Annotated in this window: 14 protein-coding genes; 12 read left to right on the top strand and 2 right to left on the bottom strand. The window is 32.8% G+C overall.

The window, feature by feature from the left end; all coding sequences use genetic code 11:
- The first annotated feature begins 22 nt into the window (after nucleotides 1–22).
- The 10 genes from RT138_RS07145 (at nucleotide 23) to RT138_RS07100 (ending at nucleotide 16988) form a co-directional block, all read left to right on the top strand.
- Nucleotides 23–1243, top strand: a complete 1221-nt coding sequence (locus tag RT138_RS07145) for a DUF4374 domain-containing protein (protein WP_185211771.1) — start codon at nucleotides 23–25, stop codon at nucleotides 1241–1243.
- A gap of 711 nt (nucleotides 1244–1954) precedes the next feature.
- Nucleotides 1955–3646, top strand: a complete 1692-nt coding sequence (locus tag RT138_RS07140; RefSeq protein WP_185211772.1) for a PepSY domain-containing protein — start codon at nucleotides 1955–1957, stop codon at nucleotides 3644–3646.
- A 3615-nt stretch (nucleotides 3647–7261) separates the two neighbouring features.
- Nucleotides 7262–7765, top strand: coding sequence for an RNA polymerase sigma factor (locus tag RT138_RS07135; protein ID WP_093095656.1), 504 nt, complete (start codon nucleotides 7262–7264; stop codon nucleotides 7763–7765).
- An 862-nt stretch (nucleotides 7766–8627) separates the two neighbouring features.
- The gene (locus RT138_RS07130) at nucleotides 8628–9449 is read left to right on the top strand and encodes a helix-turn-helix domain-containing protein (RefSeq protein ID WP_185211773.1); all 822 of its coding nucleotides are present in this window, start codon (nucleotides 8628–8630) and stop codon (nucleotides 9447–9449) included.
- Nucleotides 9450–10111: 662 nt separating this feature from the next.
- Nucleotides 10112–10462: a response regulator gene (locus RT138_RS07125; protein ID WP_093095659.1), complete on the top strand. Its 351-nt coding sequence runs from the start codon at nucleotides 10112–10114 to the stop codon at nucleotides 10460–10462.
- A gap of 233 nt (nucleotides 10463–10695) precedes the next feature.
- Nucleotides 10696–11634 carry a histidine kinase dimerization/phospho-acceptor domain-containing protein gene (locus tag RT138_RS07120; protein ID WP_185211774.1) on the top strand — a complete coding sequence of 313 codons (939 nt, stop codon included), beginning with the start codon at nucleotides 10696–10698 and terminating at the stop codon, nucleotides 11632–11634.
- The gene (locus RT138_RS07115; protein WP_185211775.1) at nucleotides 11627–12007 is read left to right on the top strand and encodes a response regulator; all 381 of its coding nucleotides are present in this window, start codon (nucleotides 11627–11629) and stop codon (nucleotides 12005–12007) included. Before RT138_RS07120 ends, RT138_RS07115 begins: the two co-directional genes overlap by 8 nt.
- Nucleotides 12008–12767: 760 nt before the next feature.
- On the top strand, nucleotides 12768–13262 hold the full coding sequence (locus tag RT138_RS07110; RefSeq protein WP_139185418.1) for a hypothetical protein: 495 nt from the start codon (nucleotides 12768–12770) through the stop codon (nucleotides 13260–13262).
- Between the two features lie 413 nt (nucleotides 13263–13675).
- Complete coding sequence (locus RT138_RS07105; protein WP_313190111.1) at nucleotides 13676–15340, top strand: hypothetical protein; 1665 nt, start codon at nucleotides 13676–13678, stop codon at nucleotides 15338–15340.
- Between the two features lie 277 nt (nucleotides 15341–15617).
- Entirely contained in the window at nucleotides 15618–16988 is a 1371-nt protein-coding gene (locus RT138_RS07100; RefSeq protein ID WP_185211777.1) for a glycoside hydrolase family 140 protein, read from the top strand.
- Nucleotides 16989–22135: 5147 nt separating this feature from the next.
- On the opposite strand, the gene RT138_RS07095 is transcribed toward RT138_RS07100, so the two are convergent.
- The gene (locus RT138_RS07095; protein WP_093095673.1) at nucleotides 22136–22732 is read right to left on the bottom strand and encodes a hypothetical protein; all 597 of its coding nucleotides are present in this window, start codon (nucleotides 22730–22732) and stop codon (nucleotides 22136–22138) included.
- 453 nt (nucleotides 22733–23185) lie between these two features.
- Nucleotides 23186–24250 carry an NAD(P)/FAD-dependent oxidoreductase gene (locus RT138_RS07090; RefSeq protein ID WP_312696100.1) on the bottom strand — a complete coding sequence of 355 codons (1065 nt, stop codon included), beginning with the start codon at nucleotides 24248–24250 and terminating at the stop codon, nucleotides 23186–23188.
- A 184-nt stretch (nucleotides 24251–24434) separates the two neighbouring features.
- On the opposite strand from RT138_RS07090, the gene RT138_RS07085 reads away from it, so the two are divergent.
- Together RT138_RS07085 and RT138_RS07080 are read left to right on the top strand one after the other, a co-directional pair.
- A complete protein-coding gene (locus RT138_RS07085; RefSeq protein ID WP_185211779.1) occupies nucleotides 24435–25334 on the top strand; it encodes an AraC family transcriptional regulator in 900 nt (299 codons plus the stop codon).
- Between the two features lie 79 nt (nucleotides 25335–25413).
- Entirely contained in the window at nucleotides 25414–25701 is a 288-nt protein-coding gene (locus tag RT138_RS07080) for a hypothetical protein (RefSeq protein WP_185211780.1), read from the top strand.
- Nucleotides 25702–26062: the final 361 nt, after the last annotated feature.

Raw genomic sequence — 26062 nt, 5'->3', positions numbered from 1 at the left:
TCTAATTAAAAAATAATTCCACATGAAAATTAAAAATTTATTATTCACGGCCTTTACACTAAGTACCATTATTGCTTGTACAAAGGATAAAACAGAACCTGCGGCGAAGGGTAATTTTATTGTTGCTGTGACACCTGTTGCAGAAACTGGTGTTGCAGATTATCTACTTACAACAAGTAGTTTAGATACCGGCAAGGTATCCACTGCAGGCAGAGGAGTTGAGCAAGACGGAACCTATAGATACTATGTTACGCATAACAACAAGTTTTTTAGTATGCTTTATGGACAAGGGAATCCTGGAGCTGTTACGGTTTACAATATCCTGGATGGTAATCTGACCAAGCTAGCAAACTCGGTCACGGAAACAGTACAAGCATTTGCTCCAGTAAATGATGATATCTTGATGATGAAGATTTCAAGAAGTATTACTAATCCAGTAACGAACTGGTATCAGTTTAATACAAACACGCTCAACATTTCCAGCCAAGGGAATATCAATACAGCGGAGTTAAATAACAATGGTGAACTTGCTTTCTTCAGTTGGATTAAGCAAGTAGGTTCAAAGGTCTACGCTCCTTATTTTTCTGTAAAGGGATGTTGTTCAGCGACCTTTGGAACTGATTATCCTAATCAGGCTTGGGTAGCAGTTTATTCTTATCCAAGCATGAAGCTTGAGAAGATTATTAAAGATGATAGAACAAGCTTTATTGGAAGGTATTTTACGGATGGTTTGGAACTTGTAGAAAATGGAGATATATATGCGTTCTCTGCATCTGTAGCAACATCTATGGGAACAAATGCTACGATGAACAGTACAAAACCTTCGGCAGTAACGAGAATTAATTCAGGAAGTACAGAATTTGACAAATCATTTTATATCAATTTCGAAGAGCTATCCGGCGGATTAAATATTACTAACTGGTTATATGTTGGGAATAACAAGTTTATTACTTTTTCAAATACTAAAGATGCTAAAGGTGCATACAATATAGGAAATATTATTGGTGTTCTTGATGTATCTGCAAAAACTTGGAAAGCAGTTACCGGATTACCAAAGACTACAGATGTTAAGGGAATTACAGATAATAATTATTCAGATAGAGCTGGCCGATTTGGCTATGTCGGTGTGAACTTAACTTCTGGAATAGGTTATGTATATAAAGTGGATGTAAATTCAGCAACAGCAACACAAGGTCTAAAAATTGAAGGTGGTACATTAACCGCAATAGAACATTTAAATTAAGCTAATTATCAACCATTTATTGCCTATCTGTAAGGACTAAAATTTATAGATGGGCAATATTATTCTCTATCAATTATGTATAGCATTATTTTAGGAATGATCTTAGTTGCCGCTTTTATTTGGTTTAATACGAGTAAAAAGGTAAAGTTTCCTAGGCGTACAGCATGGCTCGAAAAAATAGTATCCAATAGGAGGAGAGCTCAAATTATATGCACAATACTAACGATTTTTAGTCTACTATTCATTGTTTGTCTACAAGGCATTGGGGCGGGTATTTTTGCCTGGATAATTTATTGTATGGGACTACTCAGTTTAGTAGTCTTGCTTTTTCCTTATCAATACATTAAGTATAAACATGTGCTTCTTCTAATTATTTTTTGCCTTATTCTTGAACTAACCTTTACCTATATATCATCACAATAAAGCCATGCCAGCAAATAAAAAATATTTAAGTAGTCCGTTCCAACGGTTTCTAAAAATTTCCGCCGGATTTATTGGTGGATACTTAGTGATGATTAGCTTTCATTTGTTTTTGACTTATCTCTTTGAGAAGAAGAATGTCATTGTTACAGCAGGCATTACAGGTTACATATTGTGGGCCACGTTACTTTTAATTGCTTTTTTAGCTAAAAATGGTTGGAAAATATGGTTTCTATATCTTCTGCTAGCAACACTATTTTATCTTCCATTTTTAATCAAGTAAATCTCAAAATGAAAATTAGAAACTATAATATCTATTTTAATACACACACCATTTCAGGAATAATCATCTGTGCTCTCTTGTATGTTATTTTTTTTGCAGGTTCATTTTCATTTTTCAAAAAGGAAATTTCAGCCTGGCAAAACAATATCAGTTTTTATAATCAAAAAGTTGAAGCTCAGCAATACAGTGATTTTTTAGATTCTGTTTCCAATGGTTACAATTTACAAGGTAGAGATATTATCTTTTATCTTCAACAAAATGGGGCAAAGGGATATGTCAATTTTAGTGCATCTAAGGATACAATTATTAATAAGGAAAACTTAGCTGCACAAGCGAAGAAACCGGAAGGAGCTAGTAAAGGCAAAGGAAGGCGCGGCCGTGGGGGAGATGGTGATAGTAAGTATTTAAATCATGATTTTATACATAATAAAACCGGTGACTATTCGGCAAACTATGATATGGGCGAATTCCTGTACCGCCTACATTTTTTGGCTCAATTAAATGAGGTCCCTATTCGAGTGGGAATAGCTCCTTTTGGATATTTAATCGCTGGAATTACATCTTTCCTATTTCTATTTGCTCTAATCACTGGATTATTGCTCCATTGGGATAAAGTTGTCTCAAATTTTTTTGTTTTCCGTCCGTTTAATAAATGGAAAACAGTTTGGACAGATATGCATACAGCTTTGGGCGTGATTGGATTTCCTTATCAATTCATGTTTGCGGTTACTGGGGTGGTTTTGATCATAAATACAGTATTAATTACCCCTTTTGCCAACGTTTTATATGAAGAGAAAACCGATAAATTGTATGAGGATTTAGAAACCATCCATACTTATCCATTAGAATACAGCTATAAAAAATTGGAAAAAGAGTTTAGGCTGTCGGATTATTTGGAAAAAGCCAAGAAAAAATGGCCCCTGAGTGAATATAAACGTATAAGCATCAAGAATTTTGGAGATGAAAACATGTACCTAGTAATTGAGGTTGAACCGCATTATAACCGGAGTTTTGCTGGCTCAGGCATTCTGGCTATTCAGGTTCTCAATAATAAGGTTTTGGAAGAAAAATCTCCATATATAGATGTTAACTACATCAATCGAGTCCGTAGTTTGATTTATCGTTTACATTTTGGGGATTTTGGAGGATATCCTGTAAAAGCTGTCTATTTTATATTGGGTGTCTTGGGGTGCTTAGTGATAGTATCCGGGATATTGATATGGTTAGTAGCCCGGGATAAAAATAATGTGATCCCAAGGAAGAGAAAATTTAATTTTTGGACCGCTAATGTATTTTTGTCCATTTGTTTGAGTATGCTGCCTGTCACGGCTTTTACTTTTATTGCCATAAAAATAGCCTCTCCTGTTACACAGGAATTTATATATGCATTTTATTTTCGATCGTGGCTAATAATTTCTCTATACTATATCATTCGCAGGAATTTAAACCGGACGAATAGAGAAACCTTGTTTCTAGGGGCTGTCGCAGCCATACTAGTACCCATTGTTAATGGAATAAAAACCGGATGTTGGTTTTGGGATAATTTCATAAGTGGAAAGATGGATTTGTTCATTGTAGATTTTCTATGGTTATTGTTGGGAATAGTAAGTTTATCTGTATTCATGTATTTACTGTCCTCGAAAAGGGTTGGAGATGTTTCGCATCCAGTTCAATACAATTTAAGTCGGAAGGCAAAATAAGGCAAAAAAACTATTTTGACCTTACAGATTATTAGCTAATAACTTGCGCTCGAAATTCCATTCTCCTACAATTAAAACAGCTAAAAAAGTTAATTGAGAATCCAAAATTTAATATATGCTTATTGCCAGCTTTTGCTAGAATTCTGTTATGATATTTTTTTAAGGGTTTTTAATGAAACTACTAAAAAAGATAATAGAATATTATCCTTACCAATTTTCGGGTTAAATTTGGATTTGAGGAATTTGACTATTTCTAGGAATAAAAAAGCAGTAAAATTGTTTTTAAACAACCTATGGCAGTCAACGAAAAATTGATCATGTCCGAAAACTCTAAAATTAATATACAAAAAAGCCCCAGCTCTATGACCTAGCCGGGGAAATTGATTGGGCTAATATGTGATTTTGTACTGCTTATTTAAAATTAATTTAATAGATATAACAATCTGAAATCCAAATAGGTTTTAGAAAATTAGAGTTTTTATCTCTTGATGATAAAGTGTAGCTTACGTGATTTTTTTAAAGTGATTTAATTGAAAAATAATAATATTGATAATCAACAATCTAGGTTACATGTTTAAACATCAGTACATTAAGTAATTGTTAACGAAGAAAAAATCGATAATTATTTTATAAAATTGCCTCAAAATATACTGAGATGTTTGTAAATGGTTCAAAGAAACAAAAAATAGATTTCCTTAATGATTTTTACAAAACAAGATACGAGGAAAGAAATTTTAAATTTAGACCGGTAGAAATTAACTCAAATGTTAACTCTATTCTTCTTGAGGAAATGATTCATGATATTTCTCGGTATACAGAATTTAGAGCGATGAAATTTTATGATAAAGAAGGAGTCTATTTTGTGATCTGTAAATTATAAGGTCCATAAACGGGATAGGATATTTCTTTTACATATTTTTCCAAAAGTAAATGGTGAGAAGGATTTCCACATATTTCTTTTTTGATTTTATATGAGTGAGATTGTTGGCGACTGTAATAAATCATCACGTTTTAATCTAGAGAAATTCTCAATATATCGCAAATAGTTTGATGAATTCGAATCCTTTACTCCCGAAGGAAAAGAGGTATTAACCTTAACGTCTCATGATATTTCTAAAATTGAGCAATCAGATGAATTTTTATTGATTTATTTGGTTTTTATAGTTTTTTCATTTTTTTATAAACCTTAAACTTGTATAAAAAGATAATTTAAATCAACTGAATCCCCAAATTGAAGTGTATTTTAAGAAACAGTACAGAAATAGACATAACAAGGCTTGAACAATTTTAAGAATTGATCAGATCGATTAGGAATCATACTTTTTTTGTCAAAATTAATAAATTGAGTGTACATATAGGATTTCACCAATTTCAATTTAAGTTTTAAACTATATGAGGATTTAAGAGGAATATGTGTATAATTGGGTTAATTAAATCAAACCGAAAAATCATTTAAAAATCAGGTAATTATCTTGCATCTCATAAGCTTTTGGGATATTTTTTGGATTTTTCCTGCGATAGGAGCTACCAACCATTAACTAGCGGTCAATATAAACATTCTTAAAGAAATACTTAAATATGGTATCAATAGTAATAGTTCCTGTTTAAAAAATCTTTTTGAATGTACAAGGATCATTTAATCTGTTCAAGGGAAATTTACCTATGAAATTTTTGGCATGTGAAATAAGTTCAAATCCAATCTTTTCCATTACTCCATTAATATTAAGAAGTATTTTTATTTTCAAATTTCAATATGATAATCTGAGGTTTTTGTCACTATCTAGATGCAAAAAATATACTTTCAAAATGTCCTATTGTAGGTGAAGGGTTGTTAAGTTTCTAACTATTGAAAATGTTTCTAGTTAAATCTTATCAATTGATGGGGGATTAAATGAAAAAGATGTTGATAAATTACAAAAACCCAATAGAAATATATCTATTGGGTTAATAAAAACAATTCTGGTACTTATGAGACTATGGAATAATCTTATATGGAAGTAAGATAAGGCAAATAAATGAAATAAGAAAAGTACTATGATCATATTAAGATGAGTCCTAGCTTAATCATAAAATTAAGCCTACTAATTCCATTATGAAATAATATACGCTTTAAATTATTGGACAGTATCATGAGGCTACTTGGTGAAAACGATTGTGTTCATAAAGAGCAGAGGGTAAGGTGATTAAGAGCTCGACATTTGAGAGGTATCAACATAAAATAAAAAACCCAGTGGTTTTCCCTCTCCACTGGGAATTCAAACCGAATATCGGCATATTATCTGCCTTATCTTTTTCAAAGATAAAAAACCTTGGGGAAATGGCAAGGAGACATATAACAAATTTCAACCCAATGGATCACCCTGTTCCATTGGGCATGACTTACAATAAACTACAAATATGAATGTCATTTAAAGGTATCAGAAAAAAAATGATGGAAGGTTTTCAATGAATTAAGATAATCAGATCTATTGTAAGTTAGCATAACATTATGCTTGCATTTTAAGAATCATATATTATCAAAGAAAATATGAGATATAAATTATTATTCAAATAAAGAAACCAACAGCAGGGGACGCTATTGGTTTCCCAACAATTATAATATAATTAACGTTATTAAATATAGGAAATAAATAACAAAACCCAATGGAGTTCCTATCCATTGGGTCGAAACAGAGCTTAATCAGATAAACGATTAAGTCATTAAAGTTAATAAAAATATACAAAGAAGCCCAACACCTGGACCATTGTTGGGCTGAAGAAACCTTGAAACACACCATTTGGGATGGAGTTTCAAAGAGTTACTAAATTATGTTTATAGTGAATTCAAGCTTTATTAATTTAAGAAAGATAAGAGAATACTCTATACAAGCCTAAATAGTATTTTAACCGTGTAGTCCAATGGCTACTATTTCCTTAATATTGTTAATAATTCATCGAAAAACGGGAAATACTAAATCTATTTATTTAGGGTAACGAAGTTTATAATTGGAATTCGGGAATTCCTGAACAAAAAATTGTTGATACAAGTATTTTCAATACTTGTGTAAGGTGTAATTTGATAGGGTAAGTACTCTAAAATCGGATAAAATTTTGTCCAGGGAGATTTATTTGAAGCTTAGGAAAGTGCCATGATTACTCCATTTCCTGCTTGTTTTTTGACTCTATCCTCTAGCGATCTTTTATTTACCCTGGTGGTGGAATTTGCCCACGGCCTAATTATTAAAAAAATTAAGTGGTCAATTAATAATAATCGTCTTAATTCCTAACTTCGACCAATATCAAAATCAGACTTGTTTCATACCTTTTTTTATCATTGAAGGGATAATCGTTTATCAAGTTAATAAGATTGCTCATTTTACCCTCTTTCTTCCTTGGCAATATTCTCTGTTAACAAATGATAATATGAATAATGTTATTCATATTATCAAAGCTTAAGAAGGGATTGAACTGCAGGTTTTTTCTTTTGGCACATAGATTGCAAAAGTATTTACAATACAACCTTTAAAAACTTTTTTTGACTGGAATTTGTACGTGCAGTTTAATTTTAGTGTTGAATAATCAAAACCATCCCTGTCAAGGGATGTTTTGCATCAGGTTTAAATAATCTTTTTTATCATGAACAAAAATTTTATTAAAAATGAGGTGTTGATTCATACAGACACCCTATTACAATATGCGAACAAATTTACCAAAGATCAAGAAGAAGCTGAAGATCTACTCCAGGAAACCTTGATTAAAGTTTTGAAATACCAGGATAGCTTTGAAAAGAATACTAACCTGTTAGGGTGGGTTTATACTATTATGAAGAACATTTTTATTAATGGGTGTCGAAAAAAGGTTTTAGAAAAAAATTACTTGTCAAAAGTTCAATCTATTGGAGAAACATTAAAGCAACAAAGCAATAACAAATGCTTAGATAATTTTATGAGAGAAGATTTGAATTTGGTTTTAAGATCGATTCCAGAAAAACACTACATACCATTTATGATGTTTTTTGAAGGGTATAAATACTATGAAATCGCCGACCACCTAGGATTGCCGGAAGGAACTATAAAGACTCGAATACACACTGCTCGGAAACTTTTGAAGCAGAGGTTAAAAAGTTACAGGCAAACTTAATATCACTTAGTCAAGACGGAAAATAGGTCGCTGCAGGTATGTCTCTATAATTTTTGATAATTTGGTTTAACTAAATTAATAGTTTCTCATTGGATTGAAATTTAATATTTCTGCCATATCGCATAAATCAGACAAAACCTACGATTATATATTTATCTTAATTTATGGGACTAGGAATAAAAAAAACTAACACCATGTGCAAGTTCTATAAAAAATGCCACCTATTTTTGGGGTTTTAGGTGGCATTGGAGTCAAATACATCATTATTTCTAAAGAAAACAGCATTTTTAATGAAATGGTTTTGGATTTTCTTTAAAAGAACTCTGGTAGTGTAATTAGCTATATCTAAACATAACCATAGTTTATACTTCTATAGTCAAATAGCCAAGCCTAAACATATAAATTTCTGATTTCATTTAATATGATTTCAATTTAGGTCGGATTCTTTAAATCTCAGCAAATGTTTGACGTTATTTAATTGCTCAAGTCATAGTTGATTTCCAAAACTAATAACCATTATCAATTTGGGTTTATTGATTATTTAATTTTTTGAGCCATACGTCCAGGTTCATTCTTTTAAAATATCTTAATATTGTCCTACTTAAAAAATGCTTATAATAAATCTAAATAAAATTCTAATTCCATGATAATATCCTGGTGCAATTTTAATGTTGGATAAATTTTAAACCCCATAATCAATTAAAAATCTTAACTGCATTCTATTTTTCAACTTAGAAATCTATTCAAACTATTGGTAAGGTTATCATGTCTTGGTGATATGTTATACGGAGGATTGACTGGACTTTTATATTAAAGATCAATTTTGGTTAAATTTTTGTTAGCAATTAAGTTTAGCCTGTTTATGAGTAAAAAGAACCTATGTTTTCTGGTAAATGGAAAAGACCTGATTGAAATGGAGGACAATAATCTAGCTACTTTCCTTACATATGATATTCTTGAGGTTTCAAAAATTTTGGAAACTGCTCCGTCCCAATATGTGCTCGACTCTAGGATCTTTTGTCCACCCATTCTTGAAAGGGAAAGTATCTGTCCTATTTCCGAGTATTTCTTTTTTGATATTGCATTATTCCAAGACAGTCATATAGAAGCGATTTTTAAAGGCAGGGAAAGTGATGTCCATTATTTCCGAATATCCAAAAAGGAGTTCCAACACTTAAGGGCTATGAATGATATGATCAAAACCTATCAGCGAAGTGATGAGGAATCCAGGTATTTGATTATATCTAACCTATTAAAAAACAACGTTCTTCATTTGAAGCATACATTTGAAAAGCAAAAAAGTTGGAGGATGGACGATACTGAAGTCAATATGGTCTCAGTGACGTACGTAAATATTGCCGATAAATTTAAAAAACTCGTTTCTCTCCACTCAACAAGGCATAAAGGAATTCATTTCTATGCAGAGTCTCTTAACATTACCGTTAGGACATTGTCATCCGTTACGAAAAAAGTCCTTAATTGTACTCCTAAAGAAATAATAGATGGATTTATCATGGATCTAGGAAAAAAAATGCTCGAAGATCCATTATTATCTATTAAGGAAATTTCGCAGAAATTGGGTTTCATCTCACCCAACGGATTCTGCATGTACTTTAAAAAAATATATGGAAATCCACCTTCTACATATAGAAAATGGATGCTAGGAGACCAGCCCCATTTATAAAATCTAGCCTGATAGATTTATTTTACGATATCATAATTTTTATGTGAAATATGTTTATTGTTTTTCTAAATACTTATTTTATTTGGCTTTAACATCCCGTTCTGGCCAAAATTTTGTATGAAAAATGCCACCTAACTTTTCATCTTCTATTAATAGGTGAAATAATTTAGGTCTAATTGTCGACAATTCTCAAATGAAATTGCAATGTTATCTTGAAATCAATTAGGTATTTAGAGAAGTAAAGTATTTTCTAGTTAAGGTAATTAAGGGGCTTATATGATTTGATAGAGGTTAAAAGTTTATATTGCGGATCTTACAAAAAATCTCAAATTGAATTCCCGAGCTCATGAAAAGACTCTTAGGGCGTACAGATTTCGGAAAATCAATTAACTATTCTGGAAAATTGAATATAAATACATTGATAAGCAATTTAATTTTGTTTACTTGAAAAGTAATTTTTGACGCAGATTTTGATTTAAGCAATTTGTTATTATCAATAGTTATTAGGTAATGGTTAATTTGCGATTTAACTAATTTACGCGATTGATGGTTTAGAAAAGTAAAATTGATAAATACTTCAAAGACTATAATTAATTATTAGGTGCATATATGATAACAAATAATCGCCATGCGTCATTTTATTTTTTATTATTCATACGGATATGAACAAGAAAATATTTATCTGTGAGGACAATATTCATGTCCTTAATGCTATTATGGATGTTCTTTCGGTGACAGGAGCTGAGTTAATCGCTGAATTGGATAGTACAAGGGCATTGGAGAGAATGCTTACTATCCGTCCTGATGTTCTAATTTGTGACATTGAGATGCCAATTGTCTCGGGTTCTGAATTAATAAGATTAATCCGGAAATCTGAAATTTTAAACAATGTATTTGTTCTCGGTATTTCGGCATCGCACAATGGAAAAGAAGCATCCATGTTAGCGGGAGCCAATGCATTTATTGAAAAACCCTTTGATATCTGCGATTTTATGGCTGCTTTGCCTTTTTAACCACAGAGGTTTAATTTTTGTTGATTATTATTTGTAAATATTTTTTTGTCGCGTTCAATTAGTGATTTTATCAATATTAATTTACAAATAAGGCTTGGAGGAACTTCCTTAGGAATTGTTTTCCTTAGTTTTAGAAGATATGCTTTCTAATGATTTTTTAAGATATATATCCATTAACATAACTAAGCAATATATTGAATTTTGAGTATTCGAATTTGTTCAAATGGCTGGGAGTGCCCTGCGTGATCATTCTTCCCAATGTACCTGAATTCACCATCATTGACGCCAATGAGGCGTACCTCGACTTGGTCGATCTTAATAGTGAGCATGTGATTTCAAAAGGTTTTTTTTCTGTATTCCCTATTTCAGAATTTATAGACGAATTGGAATGGGAAACACTTTTTGATGAAGTCCTCAAGGAGAAACGGTTTGTTTCCAGGGGAATTAAGACCTGGTTAGATCCCCATGAAAAGAAGACATCAATTGAAAATGTGAAATACTTCGAAATAACCCATTTCCCTGTTTTTGATCAGGATGGAGAAGTATTGGTTATTGTTCGTTCATTAATTGATGTAACTGACTATATTATAGACAGGAGACTCCTGAGCGAGGCGCAGTTTGACGTAAGGTTTGGAAATTGGTGGATCAATATCGAGAAACGAACAATCAAATGGTCGGTTGGTATGAATGAGCTGTTTGAGACAGGAAAAGAGTTTCTGCCAAATTTTGAAAACGTGAAACAATTTTATCTCCATGCTGACGATGAAGTTTTATTCATGGCACAGCTCTTTGAAGCAATTAGAAACAAGAGGATACTTAAGACTTTTGTTTCCGTAAGGACCCGGAGTGGAAAATTGAGGCGGCTTAAGGTGGTGGGAAAACCAGATCATTTGGGTGACGCGTGCATCGGTATCCATGGTACTGCAATAGATGTTACCAAGCAGCATGAGGACCAAAATATACTAAAGGAAATGTACTTTCTCCATAACCATGAACTTAGGGCTCCCCTTGCCCGCATCATCGGCCTGGCTGAACACCTCAGGAGAGAAGGTAGCCATGATCAGCGATCCGAATTTTTACTTGAGGCTTTATTAGATTCAGCAAATGAACTGGATAGGATAATACGTCAGATAGTTGATCGAGAAGAGCAAAAAGGAGAGAAAGATGTTTAGGATCATTTTGGTTGATGACGACAAAATCTCATCCTTTCTCTTGGAAAAGATGTTGGAATACCTAAAGATGGGAAATGTTTTCGAAAAATTTCTCAATGGGTCAGAGTTCCTAAACTGGTTAGACCTTCAACAAGACAATGACCATAGCTACCTTGTTTTCTTGGACATCATGATGCCGATCATGGATGGATGGGAAGTGATGGAACGGCTTAAAAGGCATAGATTATGCAAAAGGGTTTCTGTAATTATGGTCAGTTCATCCCTAAGTCCATCGGATAGGAAAATGGCCATGGAAAATGGAATGGTCCTGGAGTATTTAACAAAACCTGTAAGGCTCAATGAATTGGAAAGATTGAGAACCTTTCTGGGTTAGGAATAGTAAATGTTGTTGATAAAATAAGTCATATGAGGGCAAATTATTTTTAAATTTCAAATGGCGGTTTTATGGGGGATTTTGCCTTATTTTTGATTTCCATGAATCTTTAAGAGTCCAGTGTCGTTTGAGAAATAACATAATATTTATTGAGGGGCCTTCGGTTGACTACCTAGCTGATAGTTGATTGATATTTTACGCATTCTTATAGTTTTGTTGAAATGCTATAAATCATCACTCCATTTTTCTGGTATTATGTAGTAACTTTAAAGTGCTTGATCTTACACTATCTAAATTTTATAAATTACCAGAAACCATTGAAATGGGAAAGGGTCAAACTGACTTTTTTTTAAAGCGGTTCATATTTAACCTAACCCTAGAATAAAAATATTGAATGCTTATTGAAATAAAAGATAAGTCAAATTTTTATTTTGAGTTTCAATTTGGGCTACAGTTTATTAAATCATAAATAGTTATTAAAATGAAATATAGACTAATAACTTTTAATAAACGCTAATGCATGGAATTAGTAGAAATCAAAATTATTATCGATCACAGATAGCGGGAAATTAACGCTAAAAAATCATCCCCCTTCTTTCGTTATATATAGTAACGTCCAATCTTCTGTAATGAAAAACAACCATTAATCAAAGCGAAATGAATGATTATATGGGTTCTTGGGATCCAATTTGAACAATTCATTAAGTTTTCTTATTCCAATCCTATAATTTTCAATAATATTGATTTAATATTATTTAATTTGCAGCAAGAAATTAATGAAAAACATATGACCTTAGATGAAAGATTGAAAATTTTTAACGAATATTTTCATTATAAAGAACGTCCTGAACTATACGAGTTTGAAATCTCTCCGGAGAAAATTGCCTATAGAAATGAAGCTTTGCGAAGTGGGGATAGAAATTTGTATTTAAAATATCTAACAGAAAAATATGCTGATAAATTAGAGAAAGAAATGGAGAGGTATGATCTTGCAGCACAAAACCTTGTCAAAGTTGATAGGGATTCAGCAAATGAATTATTTAATAGTTTTCAGGTCAACATGCTCAAATCTGACATCAGTTTTCTGGACAATGATGCAATTTATACGATGTATAAGGTTAGTCCAGAAAGTATAGAATTATTATTGGAAGGTTATCGAGAGGATCTTATTGATGTTTTCGTTCCAATTAATGAGGTTTTCCAAAATGGAAGAAAAGAAATTTATCTGGACAAAACCGGAATTTACGCCAATTGATAAGTTGCTGTTTGATTTCTAGTTACAGGGAGCTATTGCATTAAGAGAATGTTTTAATTCCTAATCCCCCTGCCTTTTTTGAAGACACTTAACATTTTATTCTATCCTTGGAAACATAATTAGTACCTCCCCAGGCTCTTTGATTGAGTCTGGGTTTTTAGAATTAGGGTCGCTATCCAATAGATCCGGAATTGTTCAACCTCCGACATTTTCCGCATTTTCTAGGGGCTCCATAGTTTTACCAAGGAGGTTACTGCTGATGAATATAACGATGAAAATTTTCAACCGTCTAATCATGGATTATTATTTTGGTAGAACTGTACCAATTCTGTAAAAACAGGCACCTCTCAACTTGCAACACAAACAAAATCCTCATTTAGCTTGTTATTTATCTGATGAGGAACAAAAAAAAAGTGCAAATTTGGAAAATCAGCATCGTTATTCTATCGACTCTGGTTTTATTGTTGTTGGTCGGATCATATTTTGTTTCTCATAAGTTAAAACCTTTGCTAGGTAAAAGGTTGGAGGATACTATCGCCGAATATTCGAAAGGTCTTTACAGCATAAAATATAGCGATCTGGATCTAAACATTGCTGGTGGTAATTTGTCTTTGAAGGATGTAAGGCTTGTCCACGAAAGTATTATATACAAGAATCTGGACATCTCCAAGAAAGCTCCAAACACCAGATTTCAAGGAAGAACAAATAGTTTGAGAGTAAGCGGCTTGAATCTTTGGGATATTTTGGTAAAGAAGAGAATCCAAATAAGTTCTATTGAGCTGGATTCATTAAAGTGTAAAGCTATTTTAAGGAGTCGTTCGTACAACATGGATAAATCAGAGAAAAATCTTTATGATAGGATAAAAAATCGTTTTAAGTCCATTGCTCTAGATGAATTCCGGGTGAATTCCATTGATTTGGAGTTTGTGAATCTAAATAATGAAAAGAGAAATTCAATTACTGTCAATGGGGCAAATCTGACCGTGACGAAATTTTTGCTTGATGAACAATCTCTCAAAGACAGCATGCGTATTTTATATGCAAAGGACATTGCAATTCATATTCCAGAATTCACTACCGATTTGAAGAGAGCTCCCTATAAATTTAGAATAGAAGATTTCAGGTTTAGTTCTCAGGACGGAATGATGAATATTGGTAATTTAGCGCTTCAGCCTACTTTAAATTTGGAGAATTTTGCCAAGCAGGATAAACTCAATAAGCCAAGGATCGATATGAAAATCGATTCTATCCATATTACTGGTGTAAATAGCCAAAAGCTTTTGTTGGGAGAGATTTTTGAGGCTGACAGTATGCATGTTAAAGGTGGCCTATTTGAACTAGCAAAAGATAAACGATACCAAAAGGAAAATGTCTCTAAAATTGGTCAATCTCCTGCTCAGCAATTACTTGAGGTCGGCGTTCCCATTTCCATTAAGGGCGTCAGGGTTAGCCACATTGATCTGAGTTATGCGCAAATTAGTGACAAATATTTCAGAGAGGGGAAAATTGATTTCAAGAATATCAGCGGGACATTTCAGAATGTTAGTAATGTAGGATCTGTCCTACGTAAAAATAGGAATATGAATGCCGATTTGCAAGGAAGTGTTTATGGTCAAGGTCAGCTGAAAGTCCAATTTTCCTTTGACATGCTAAGCGATATCGGTAATTATTCTTATGCAGGCAAATTATCTGCCATGAAGGTTTCAGGGTATAACAGAATCTTAGAACCACTTCTCAACATTCGTTTGACGGAAGGCAATTTAAAAGCAATTACCTTTGACATGGAAGGAAATGACACCAAGAATTGGGGGGAATTCAATTTTGAATATGACCATCTGAAAGTTGAATTACTTAAGGATCCAGGTAAGGGTAGAGGTAAAAAAGGGATCTTATCATTTATTGCCAATAAATTCTTTATCAACGACAGTAACCCTGATGCAAATGGTAAACTCCATGTAGCTCAGGTGGATTATGATCGAAATCCAAATCATCCCTTTTTCAAGGTGGTTTGGAAAAGCCTATTGCAAGGGATAATTGAATGTACTGGGACAGATTCCAAATACTTTCCTGGTATTTAATATAAGTAACATATCTAAAAAAGAAGCCCCCTTGTATGGTCTTAATTCACGCTCATTACTAAAAATTGGTCAAATGGAGGAATTGAACCAACTACTTTTTTAGGATTTCAGCATTTAGCTTACTTATGACCCTCGTGCGAATAACAAAGGATTTTCATTAACAGTCTTCAGAAAATCTTTAGATAATAAATATTAACAACGTTGTGTTTAAACGAATCTTACCGTTATTTGAATTAGAAAGTTTTTCCGCTAGAATTAAACATATATTTTGAAAACCATGAAAACCTATTTTGTCTTCATTATATCAACTTTATCGATACTACCTTCCATCTTCGCTCAAGAAATTAAATGGAATGGACCTTCCGTTGATTTCTCACATGGTAAATTAGTAGTAGATTCTAGCCGGAGATTTTTGGCCTTTGAAGATGGGGACCATTTTCCCTATTTTGGTGATACTGCATGGGAATTATTTCATCGACTTGATAAGAAAAGTACGGAAACGTATTTAGAAAATCGGCGACAGAAAGGATTTACGGTAATTCAAGCGGTAATTCTTGCGGAATTAGATGGATTGGTTGTTCCAAATAGTGAGGGGAATGTACCTCTTTTAGGAAGAGATCCTAGTCACCCCAACGAGAATTATTTTAAACATATTGATTGGGTTGTGGAACGTGCATGTGAAAAGGGGCTTTTTATTGGTCTGCTACCAACTTGGGGTGATAAGGTTGATAAAAAATGGGGGATAGGTCCAGAAATATTCACTGAAAAAAATGCCTTTGAATATGGGGAATTTTTGGGCCAGAGATACAAAAGTCACCCTAACATTATATGGATAATGGGAGGTGATAGGTCTGGTGGCGGGAAAAACTTTGATATTTGGTGCTCCATGGCGGAAGGTATTAAATCGATGGATAACGAACATTTAATGACCTATCACCCAATAGGTGAACGAAGTTCTGCTGAATGGTTTCATAATGAGGATTGGTTGGATTTTAATATGGTTCAGACTGGCCATGCCAAACGCACATCAGAAATTTATAGGCGAATTTTAGTGCCTGATTATCATCGCGTACCTGTAAAACCTATCATGGATGCAGAACCTCGGTATGAAAATCATCCTGTTAACTGGAACCCTAATGAATTAGGTTGGTTCGATGATGTGGATGTAAGGCAGTCGCTATACTGGTCAATATTTTCTGGTGGGTTTGGTTATACATACGGATGCCATTCGATCTGGCAAATGCGTGATGAGTCCAATGAACCCGTTGGTTTTGCAAGAAGTTTTTGGACTGACGATTTAGATCTAGCAGGGGCTTGGGATATCATCCATGCACGTAATCTCCTAGGTTCGAGAAAAGCTAACCAAATGAAACCGTTTCCAGAATTGATTCTGAATACTGATGGAGCAGATACTGATTGGACAGTTGCTTCAACGGGCAATGATTTCGCTATGGTTTATCTACCCAATGGTACGGATGTGATCTTGAATTTACCCGTACTTGATCGAATTGAGATTGAGACTGTCTGGTACAACCCACGCAATGGTAATTGGTTGACTAAAAAGAAGTTGAAAGGAAATGGCATTGCCAAATTCTCTGCTCCTTCAAGAGGACGTGGAAATGATTGGATTCTGGTGCTCGACTTTTAACCTATAGATCGGCTTATAGTAGATTTAATCTTTAGGTCGTTCCAGAGGTTTATTTCTTAGAGGAAATAGGGATTATTAAGTATTTTGATAATCTTATATAATATCAGTCATTGATAAGCAGTTATTTTCACTTTAGTCTAACATTGGATACGTGTTGAACAATTTATTATGTTTTGCAAGCAGAAATATACCCAAACGAATTTCTTATTCAGGAGGTTATAGCAAATTGATAATTAACACATCCTATTAATTAGGGTAATTTGCGAAACTAATGTAAAGTTTATCCAATAATCTATTGACATTTGATTTCTTAACCTCAAAGAAACCTGATAGGAAATATCCCATCAGGTTTCTTGATTTTCCTTTAAATGGTTGTATAGAGGATTTATCATGATTTACTAAAAAACGTTGAAAATTGCAATTAAAGATTTGATTTAGATAAAAATTATATCTTCATTGTCGCGAATTAAAATTATCATTTTAGTCAATTAAAAGGAGCGTCAATAGGTTGTGGTCTTAGTGGTTGTTAAAGATAGAATCTCAAATCATCAATTATAATATGAATGTTGGCGTCCTTCGGCCAAGCAGCCCAAGCAAAATTCTTTTTTCAGCCAAGTTCAATATGGGGCAATTTAAGTTAGCCTTGGAGTAGAGCATTTTTGAGGAGTCCATAGCTAGGTGTGCTCGGCATGTACTATCGCATGATTCTACCTAACTAAGAATATATGTGTTTTTTCTTTGTGAATAAGCTGGACATTTGTGAAAGTGTAATGCAGGGAGAAAGATGAATTTTATTAATTTTCTTTATTAAAGGCCAATAAACACATATAGTTTGGAACTAGAAATCAAGAATTTTTTCATGACCATTTGAATATGGATAAAGTTAGGGGAGAAGAAAGCCTACATGACCTAAGTGCAATAAAAAGCTCAGCAATAAAATCACTGAGCCACCTGAGATTAAAAACCTATGAGAGGTTTGCATACTGCAAAGGTTAAGTTAAGGATAATAATTAAAAAAAACCAATAACGAAAAAGTTATTGGTTAGCCTTATTTGATCAAATGTAAAAAATTGAACTTGTCAAATATAACAAAATTACCCAATGAACGTCCCTTTCCATTGGGTAAGATTGATAATAAAATGTATTTATGATTATACAATAAAGCTAGGAGAAATAATTTGAATAAAAAAGCCCAAAAGCAAAAGCAGTTGGGCACAAACCGATCTATTGTAGAATTAATACTTAAAGATAACAAATAAAAATAAAATTCAATAGCGGGAAATGCTATTGGGTAAAAATCTAATTTTACTATCTGTGATATTATGAGATAATCTGTAACCTGTTTTTTTCCTTGAAAAAAATCTTGGTGAAACAAAAAAACAGCGGTGATCCCTCCACTGTGAAGATTAGGTGCTGACTTTTATGAGTTACTTAAAATTACTAATTAACTTATAAATAAAACAATGCCCAATAGCGGGGGACGCCATTGGGCACAAACCAATTATTGTAGAATTAAGGAGCTTAAAGGTACCAATTATATATATCCCATGCAATAACGTTTGTTCTAGTCAGGATTGTAAATAAACCGATATGTAATATAATAATTAGGCTTGATAAAGAGATTTTAATAATTGGGCTTTGCAGAAGCTGAATATTACGTAAGAATGGTCCGTATAGGTAATTATTCAGCTGGTTGAAATATAATAATAGACTAAAAGAAAGTAAATACCGATTGTCCAATCTGGAAAATAAAAAAGACAGTCTGTTTAAATCTAATTAACCTTTATCTAAATTAAAATGTGATGAATGGCATATAGAAATGTGAATTAATATTTGGATGAATACTTTGTTGTCATTATCGAATAGTATATAGAATACGAATTTTTCTCTTTCATTCCTTCTTGAAATTTTCGACGGAAATATTAAGAACAAAATGATAGAAGAGATTTGGAGTAAATAGAATTAAAAATAAATAGTTACCGGAAATAATCATCCAATGAAAAAAAACAACCGTATCCACGGCATTGAGCTTTTAGAATATAGTAGAGGGGTCTGTTGTAAGATTAAAAATAAAAGGGATCCCTGATCAGATGTACACATAAAAATCCCAATGGATTCATCCAATTCATTGGGAATGATTATCAACAAGCTATTTTTTGGAAGACAATTTAAGAGAAGCAAAAACAATAGAGATCAAAGAGTCCAATAATATATTGTACATTGAGGAGGCTTCTGGACAAAACCTTAATAGAGATCAAATTAGGCAATGAAACTAAAAAAGCCCATTGAAATTTTCCCAATGGGCCAAACTAAAAAACATACTACATTTTATGATACATTAAAAGTGCATAAATTATGGAATAAATTTAAAACCAGAACATTCCGGCGGAAGATCTGGACCTAATTTATTTTAATATTCGCTTTTTAAAGCATTTTTATAAATGTATCAAATAATATGGGAAATAAATCACGGTAATGTGAATGTTGCAAATAGAAAAATCTCAACAATTGAGGTCCATTGGGTGAATTATTCAGAAATTGACCTTGAAAAGAAAAAATAATAGAGATCCATGAAATTTTAGGAAAAGAATTTCGAAGGTAAAATTGAAATAAACTGATAGAATCCAAACGGAGCAGTTATTTATGGACGCTTTGGAAAGACCCTAAACTAACAGACGGTATACACACCTTCTATGCAATGTGACGAGGTTAATTTCTAAATTTTTATCAATTTTTACCAAGTTCTGTCCATTTGTCGACAGGTTTTATAAATTACAAGAAAATTGGTCACAAATTATGAGGATTAACATAGGATTTGATTTTAATGTCCATTGGGAAATTCCTTGAATGTCATTTTTTGGCTTTTAGTCGTTATGATTATTGTTAAATACAATATTTCTTTTCTCACGTATTTCATCTTCGAGTGAAAATTTTTCTTTAAAATTTAGGGGATACTTATAATGGATTTAATCTTACAATTAAGCAAATATTAAGCGCGTAATTATCGTTTTTATTATTTAAAATTGAATTAAATTTCATCCAAATGTTTGTCAATGGAACAAAAAAAGATAAAATAGAATTCCTTACAGAATTCTACGAGAAGAGATATGCAGAAAGAAATTTCAGGTTCAGGTCAAATGAAATAAATAGCATTTTGGATCCTAATGTTCTTGAAAATATGATCATTGAAATTTCACGGCATACAGAATTCCGAGCAATGAAATTTCGTGATAAGGAAGGCGTTTATTTTGTTATCTGTAAATTATAAAGTTAGCAAATGTGGGGAAATCCTTCCTGAACAATTTTTCCAAATTAGTGAATGAATGAGAATGACGTTTGTTTCCATATCCATTTAAACTTAATAAATTGTGGTAAAGTGGAGTCACCACCATTAGCCTTGAAAATAATTATTGTTTTATCTAGCTTCTGTTGAAAAAATTTAATTCTTATGAGGACATGGAAAGGAAAGTTTTAACTTTTGTCTTTGATCAAGAGAGCCTATGTCGATAACTATTTTGGACAAGTAGTGAAAAAATATTAATTTGGTGGCATATTAGGATGAAACAAAACCTCATTTTTGCTGCCTTTGCACTATTATTCTTTCTACTGATTTCCATTGGACTAAATGTATTTCTGATAAAAAAAACAGATCAATTGAGAAAGGAAATTGATATGAGAGACTCTCTGATGGATCAAGCATTTGAAAAATCAAAAATAATATTAGAAAACCTTAATAATACCAATCCAATATATTGAACAAGCTGAATACTAGGATAAGTTGTTTTTAAAGGATAATTTCTCTCAGGTAAATATATCTCAAATACAATTCTGTGATTTTTGAAAACTAATAGGAATAATCACAGGATTCTTATTGTATATGACTTGTGTTTTGGGATATTATGGTTTATTCATAATTAATGATTGTATAAAATCCTGCAATTCAATTCAAGAAAATTACGAGCGAACATCTATTGGATAACCTATTCCCAAAAAGGTATTGGGAATATTCAAAATTTCAATTTTGAGATTAAAAAAACAGGAAAATCGGGAATATTTTATATTGGATACGAAAAAAATCATTTTCAAATTACCCTAAAAAGGAAAGAAAATTAAAACAATCTGAAGAGTAAGGAATAGAATTATTTGTGCATATCAAAAATTCGCTTTCAGCAAATCAATTCAAGAGGTAAATGATGATATTTTAGGAATTTTATTAGGATTACAATTCAAAACCAATATTTAATAATACAGTGTATTGATCGCGGTCGGATAAGCAAATCCTTGAAAAATACAAAACCATTTATTCCCACATCCGTTTAATATAAGTTTTAAAATGAAACAGTGGAATCATTTTTGGTAATTTAGATCGGAAAATAAAAAAACCTAACATGAGGCTAATCCGTTAGGTTTTTTTTGATTTTCCTTTAATGGTTGTACAAAGAGAACTTAAATATAAGTAAAAACCCTGAAAATTCAAATCAGGGCTTTTAATATTTGAACAATGTTACTTTATGAACATTTAAATATAAATAAGTTTTTACTTATTTTTTTATCAAAGTGAAACTATTATAATATGTGAATATTATTAAGTTTTTGAAATCTGGAATCATCCACGGCCATGATCCATCAATAACTTTATTCATATTCGAATGTATAAATTGTATTAAAGAAATTTAAAGACTAAAGTTTCTGTACTATGTATGAAAAAAGTTCAAATTTTATTATGTTTGGCATACTATTTTCCTTTGATTGATCTTTCTACAATCGCTTATCATTGGTTAAGGTCTAATAGATCAATCATTTGAAGGAGATTGGAAATGAATAGGGATTAGGACCATTCTTTGCGTGTCCATCAGGTTTAAAAGAGAAAAGTATTGATTGAAGCGATTTGTAAAATTACCACTGCCACCACGGTCTAAATAGAGTTCAAAATCGAACTGAAAAGGTTTACTCATAAAATCTAAGCATATGAACAGGAAAACAAGACCTTGGGTTGAGGAGATGTTTTATATCGTTAAATTTCACATGTTATTCCTTATGTAAGTAAGAATTCAGTTCAGTGGTAATACTGATGAATTGCGAAATAAACATTATTGAATTCTGTAGCTTGCTAGATCTTGCTAATGAGGTTATACTTTTTAGAAATTTTAATCAAATTTAATCTCAAAGATTATATAATGCTTAATACCAAATTTTGCTCCCCATGAGTTTATATCTTTTCCGTGTTTATCCACTTCACAGTACATCTTTTGGCCATTTCTTTCATAGGGTAAAATATATGCAAAAGCAGGGAATGGATCACCTACTTTTATTTTCCAATCCACGCCAATGTCACGCATAGAATAATCATCAGACTGAATAGCCTCAAAATACCTTTCATTTCCTTGGCCTTGGAATTTAAAAAATACCTTAAGCCTTCCCTCCATCTTCTTTCCGGTAACTGAAAAACTGAGACTATCAGAGGCGATCCTCGGATCTCCGGTCTGCTTAGAGTTCACGATCGTATCTATATTTGTGTTAACACCATCCAAATATGTTTTTGAAATCAAGGAAAAATTTCTTCCCTTTAGCTCTTTCCCAGAGAATACCACATTATAATGGTCAATATTTTCAAAACGCAAGAGTTCTCTCAATTCTTTATTCTTTGATCCGTACTCCGTTTTCATAATAATGTTTGAGGTTTCGGATTGGCCCAAAACCACAAAGGGATATAGAATAAATAAATGAACTAATAGAAGTTTCATATGATGATTTAAGTATGGTTCGCAAATATATAGTAATTTGGTTAAAGGCAAGTATGACTGTATAATTCTTTGGTTATATTTTTGTTTAATTGCTACTTAAAGCAAAAAATAGCAGAATGTTTGTTGGCTGGCGAACAACATTTCTGCTGTAACATTATTCATCCCTAGGATAAATTCTTTCAATACATAAAACATTTAGGATTTTTTTTCTTTCATGACCAGATTTCTTCAAATAAAAATAAAACGATATGATTTTCGGACGACGATACTTGAAATAACCACCAATTAATGAACCAAGACATTTTTTGATAAGGATATTATTTTCTATAAAACTTTGCTGTGCGGATTCACATTAAATTTAATGGTGTAATTTGGTTGGTTACTGAAAAGAGTTCCCTATCAAACGTTTCACTGAAACTTTGAATAGATATTTTAATTAATGATCAAAAATCGCTAGGTTATAAATTCAATCAGTTTTTCGGATACTGATCGAGCCGCAATAACCGCCCCCTCCATATAACCGGGATATTGGGTTGCCGTTTCACTTGCTGCGAGGTACAAATTACCCTTCATATAACTGTGATGTAACAGCGGATGCCCGTTATCTTGATGCGGACGTTGGATTGTCAGATTACCAGTCAATATAAATTCATCTGACCAGACCTTATCAAAATAAGCAGTTGGGGTGAGTGCCTTTTTCCCAATCAATTCGCCTAATTGTTGTAAAACAAGCCCTTTTCTCACTTTGGGCATGTAAGCTGAAGCCCCTGTGTTTAGAAAACCCGTAAAGCCAAATCTATCCTCTTCAAAATTGGTATGGTCGTACATTTCAGTAATGATACCTGCATGGCTGTACAGCATTCCTGAATAACCCTGGCTCCGCCAAAAAGGTTGGCCATATTCCAATGTGAACTTTATTGATCCTGCCATCCAGGTTTGTACGTTGGGAAGAAGGGCCGTGAGTTCTTCAGGTAACAATGGTGAAAACATTATATTAGATACTAACTGTGGAGGAATGCACAGGATGACTTTGTCAGCCTCTATTTCTTTGCCCATATCATTTTCAAGCATCATACCTTCCTCTGTTTGTTTTATCGATCTGATCTTACAATTCAAAAAAATACGGTCTTGGGGTAGCTTAGCTTCCAAAGTATCGATCAACATTTGCGTGCCCCCGGTTAAACGGTAAGATGGTTTTTCAGCCTCGGGGATATAGAATTTCTGTGGTGGTTCAAACGATTTGGTCTGAAACAATGTTAAACCTTTTGAGAACTGTGGGTATTTTCGGAGTCCCAATTCATTTATTAAAAACAGAAGATTCGAATGCATGTCGGAGAACCAGGTTGCGCCCAATTCCAAAGGAGTCCGTAAGGTTCCTGTGACGGTCTGTATCCTTCCGCCAAGTCTGGAAGATGCTTCCAAAATAATGAAATCTATATTCCTTTTTGTTAGCAGGTAAGCCAAAGTTAACCCACTCAATCCACCTCCTATGATAACAATACGTTGCTTTTCATTCATCTTATGGAACCGTTTTTGATTTTAACCTTCAAATTTCCATTTTTATCTCTTTGATATCAGTGGACAAATCGGAAAAATAATGGAACATATAGGAAAAAAAAGCGAATCTATATACTGGTGGATTTGGAGTATACACCAAATTTGTAAATTAGCAAAAAGGTACAGTGTTCTCAGTTGAGTGTCTATGGCAAAAGAAAAGTCGAACATAATCAATGAATATCATCTAAATAGGCACAAGCCTGAATGTCCACAGTTTGCTTTATATGATCTGAAGGCACATTTAATGGAAAATCAATGCCAAGTAGTAAGACCGCACATTCACAGCTTTTATCAGGTCATATGGTTTAAAAAAGGAAAAGGGAAACATTATGTCGATTTCAAGACCTACGATGTTTTTGATAATTCGATTTTTTTCGTTGGACCCAATCAGGTGCATTACTTTGATGAAAATTACGATTATGAAGGTGTGCTATTTCATTTTAACCGGTTATTCCTGTTACAGGAACAAAGCCCATTAGATTTTTTCCTGCATTTCAATTTATTTAATAATTCCCTCCATCAATCCTCTTTAAACGTCAGTACGGGGATGGTCGATACCTTGGATAGGTATGTTTCACAGATAAAGGATGAATTGAACAATGAAGAAACATTTGGCAAGGAATTGATTTTGGGCAGCTACCTCAAATCATTCCTTATTCAGGTACAGCGCAAGAAGAACATTTTTGAACAGGGATCTGAGGCCTGGTCTCCAACTTTCAACGATAAAAGATTGGTGCTTATGAGGTTCATCAAGCTGATAGACGAAAACTATAAAAAAGGATATACCATTGCCGAGTATGCCAGTTCATTGCATATCTCTTCGAGGAGTCTGTCCGACCTCACCCACCAACAGCTCCATAAAACTCCTTCCCAAATGGTTCAGGAGCGAATTATATTGGAAGCTCAGCGTCTATTATTGTATTCCAACTCCAATGTCAATCAGGTGGCTTACCGTTTAGGCTTTGAAGATGCCTCTTATTTTGTAAAATATTTTAAAAAATATACAGGTGTTTCACCGAAAGAGTTTAGAAAGTCCATTTCTTAAAATTACCATTTGTTTTCCTATTTGCACATTGTTTAAAAGTTGTAAATCAAAGACTTTTGTTAAACAAAATTTTACACCTATGGCAAAGGCATATTTAGTGATTACACTTACGATTGTCGGTATGGATTTAGCGGGTGCAGCGGCAGTTTATTGCCTGTATAAACAACCCTTTCTAGAGACAATAAAAGGTGCTCTGTCGAAAGAACTATTATACCATATCGACGATGTGCAGCTGTTGCACGGTTTTGAGTGTGTAGAAGATGCTCAGGAATACCTGATGAGCAACCTTTTTAAAAAAAATGTGGTTACCTCCCTGAAACCATACATAAAGGGCAAGCCGAACATTAAGATTTATAGTGTATCTTAATATTTAGTACTGGAAGGAATGGTCCCTCAGGCCCTTTCAATTGTTGATTATTCATAAAGTATATAATGATGAAGACAATTAAAATGAAATGTTGATTTTTGAGTTCGGCAAACAAGGCTGAATTGCTGGGAAATTTTCCATTTCAAAAAACTATATGTGTTATCTTCACGGAGCTAGGCATTAATCCAAGTAGGCGAGGAGAAGATAAAAATGTTTCTGGGCGGCGCATGGCCAGGGACCAACCGTTATTTTTTACTATCGGATTTTTAATCTTGAATAAAGGTTGTCACTTTTTTATGTTAACCAATTCACTTTTTCCAATAAGCCTGAAGACTTTGTGTTTTTATCTTGAAGTTAAATT

This window comes from Sphingobacterium sp. (assembly GCF_032065005.1).
Lineage (GTDB): Bacteria > Bacteroidota > Bacteroidia > Sphingobacteriales > Sphingobacteriaceae > Sphingobacterium.
This window is presented reverse-complemented; position numbering and strand designations above follow the sequence as displayed.

Coding starts and splice junctions, on each gene's coding strand:
- RT138_RS07145 (WP_185211771.1), top strand. CDS start 23: ATGAAAATTAAAAATTTATTATTCACGGCCTTTACACTAAGTACCATT.
- RT138_RS07090 (WP_312696100.1), bottom strand. CDS start 24,250: ATGAATGAAAAGCAACGTATTGTTATCATAGGAGGTGGATTGAGTGGG.
- RT138_RS07135 (WP_093095656.1), top strand. CDS start 7,262: ATGAACAAAAATTTTATTAAAAATGAGGTGTTGATTCATACAGACACC.
- RT138_RS07095 (WP_093095673.1), bottom strand. CDS start 22,732: ATGAAACTTCTATTAGTTCATTTATTTATTCTATATCCCTTTGTGGTT.
- RT138_RS07100 (WP_185211777.1), top strand. CDS start 15,618: ATGAAAACCTATTTTGTCTTCATTATATCAACTTTATCGATACTACCT.
- RT138_RS07130 (WP_185211773.1), top strand. CDS start 8,628: ATGAGTAAAAAGAACCTATGTTTTCTGGTAAATGGAAAAGACCTGATT.
- RT138_RS07140 (WP_185211772.1), top strand. CDS start 1,955: ATGAAAATTAGAAACTATAATATCTATTTTAATACACACACCATTTCA.
- RT138_RS07085 (WP_185211779.1), top strand. CDS start 24,435: ATGGCAAAAGAAAAGTCGAACATAATCAATGAATATCATCTAAATAGG.
- RT138_RS07115 (WP_185211775.1), top strand. CDS start 11,627: ATGTTTAGGATCATTTTGGTTGATGACGACAAAATCTCATCCTTTCTC.
- RT138_RS07080 (WP_185211780.1), top strand. CDS start 25,414: ATGGCAAAGGCATATTTAGTGATTACACTTACGATTGTCGGTATGGAT.
- RT138_RS07125 (WP_093095659.1), top strand. CDS start 10,112: ATGAACAAGAAAATATTTATCTGTGAGGACAATATTCATGTCCTTAAT.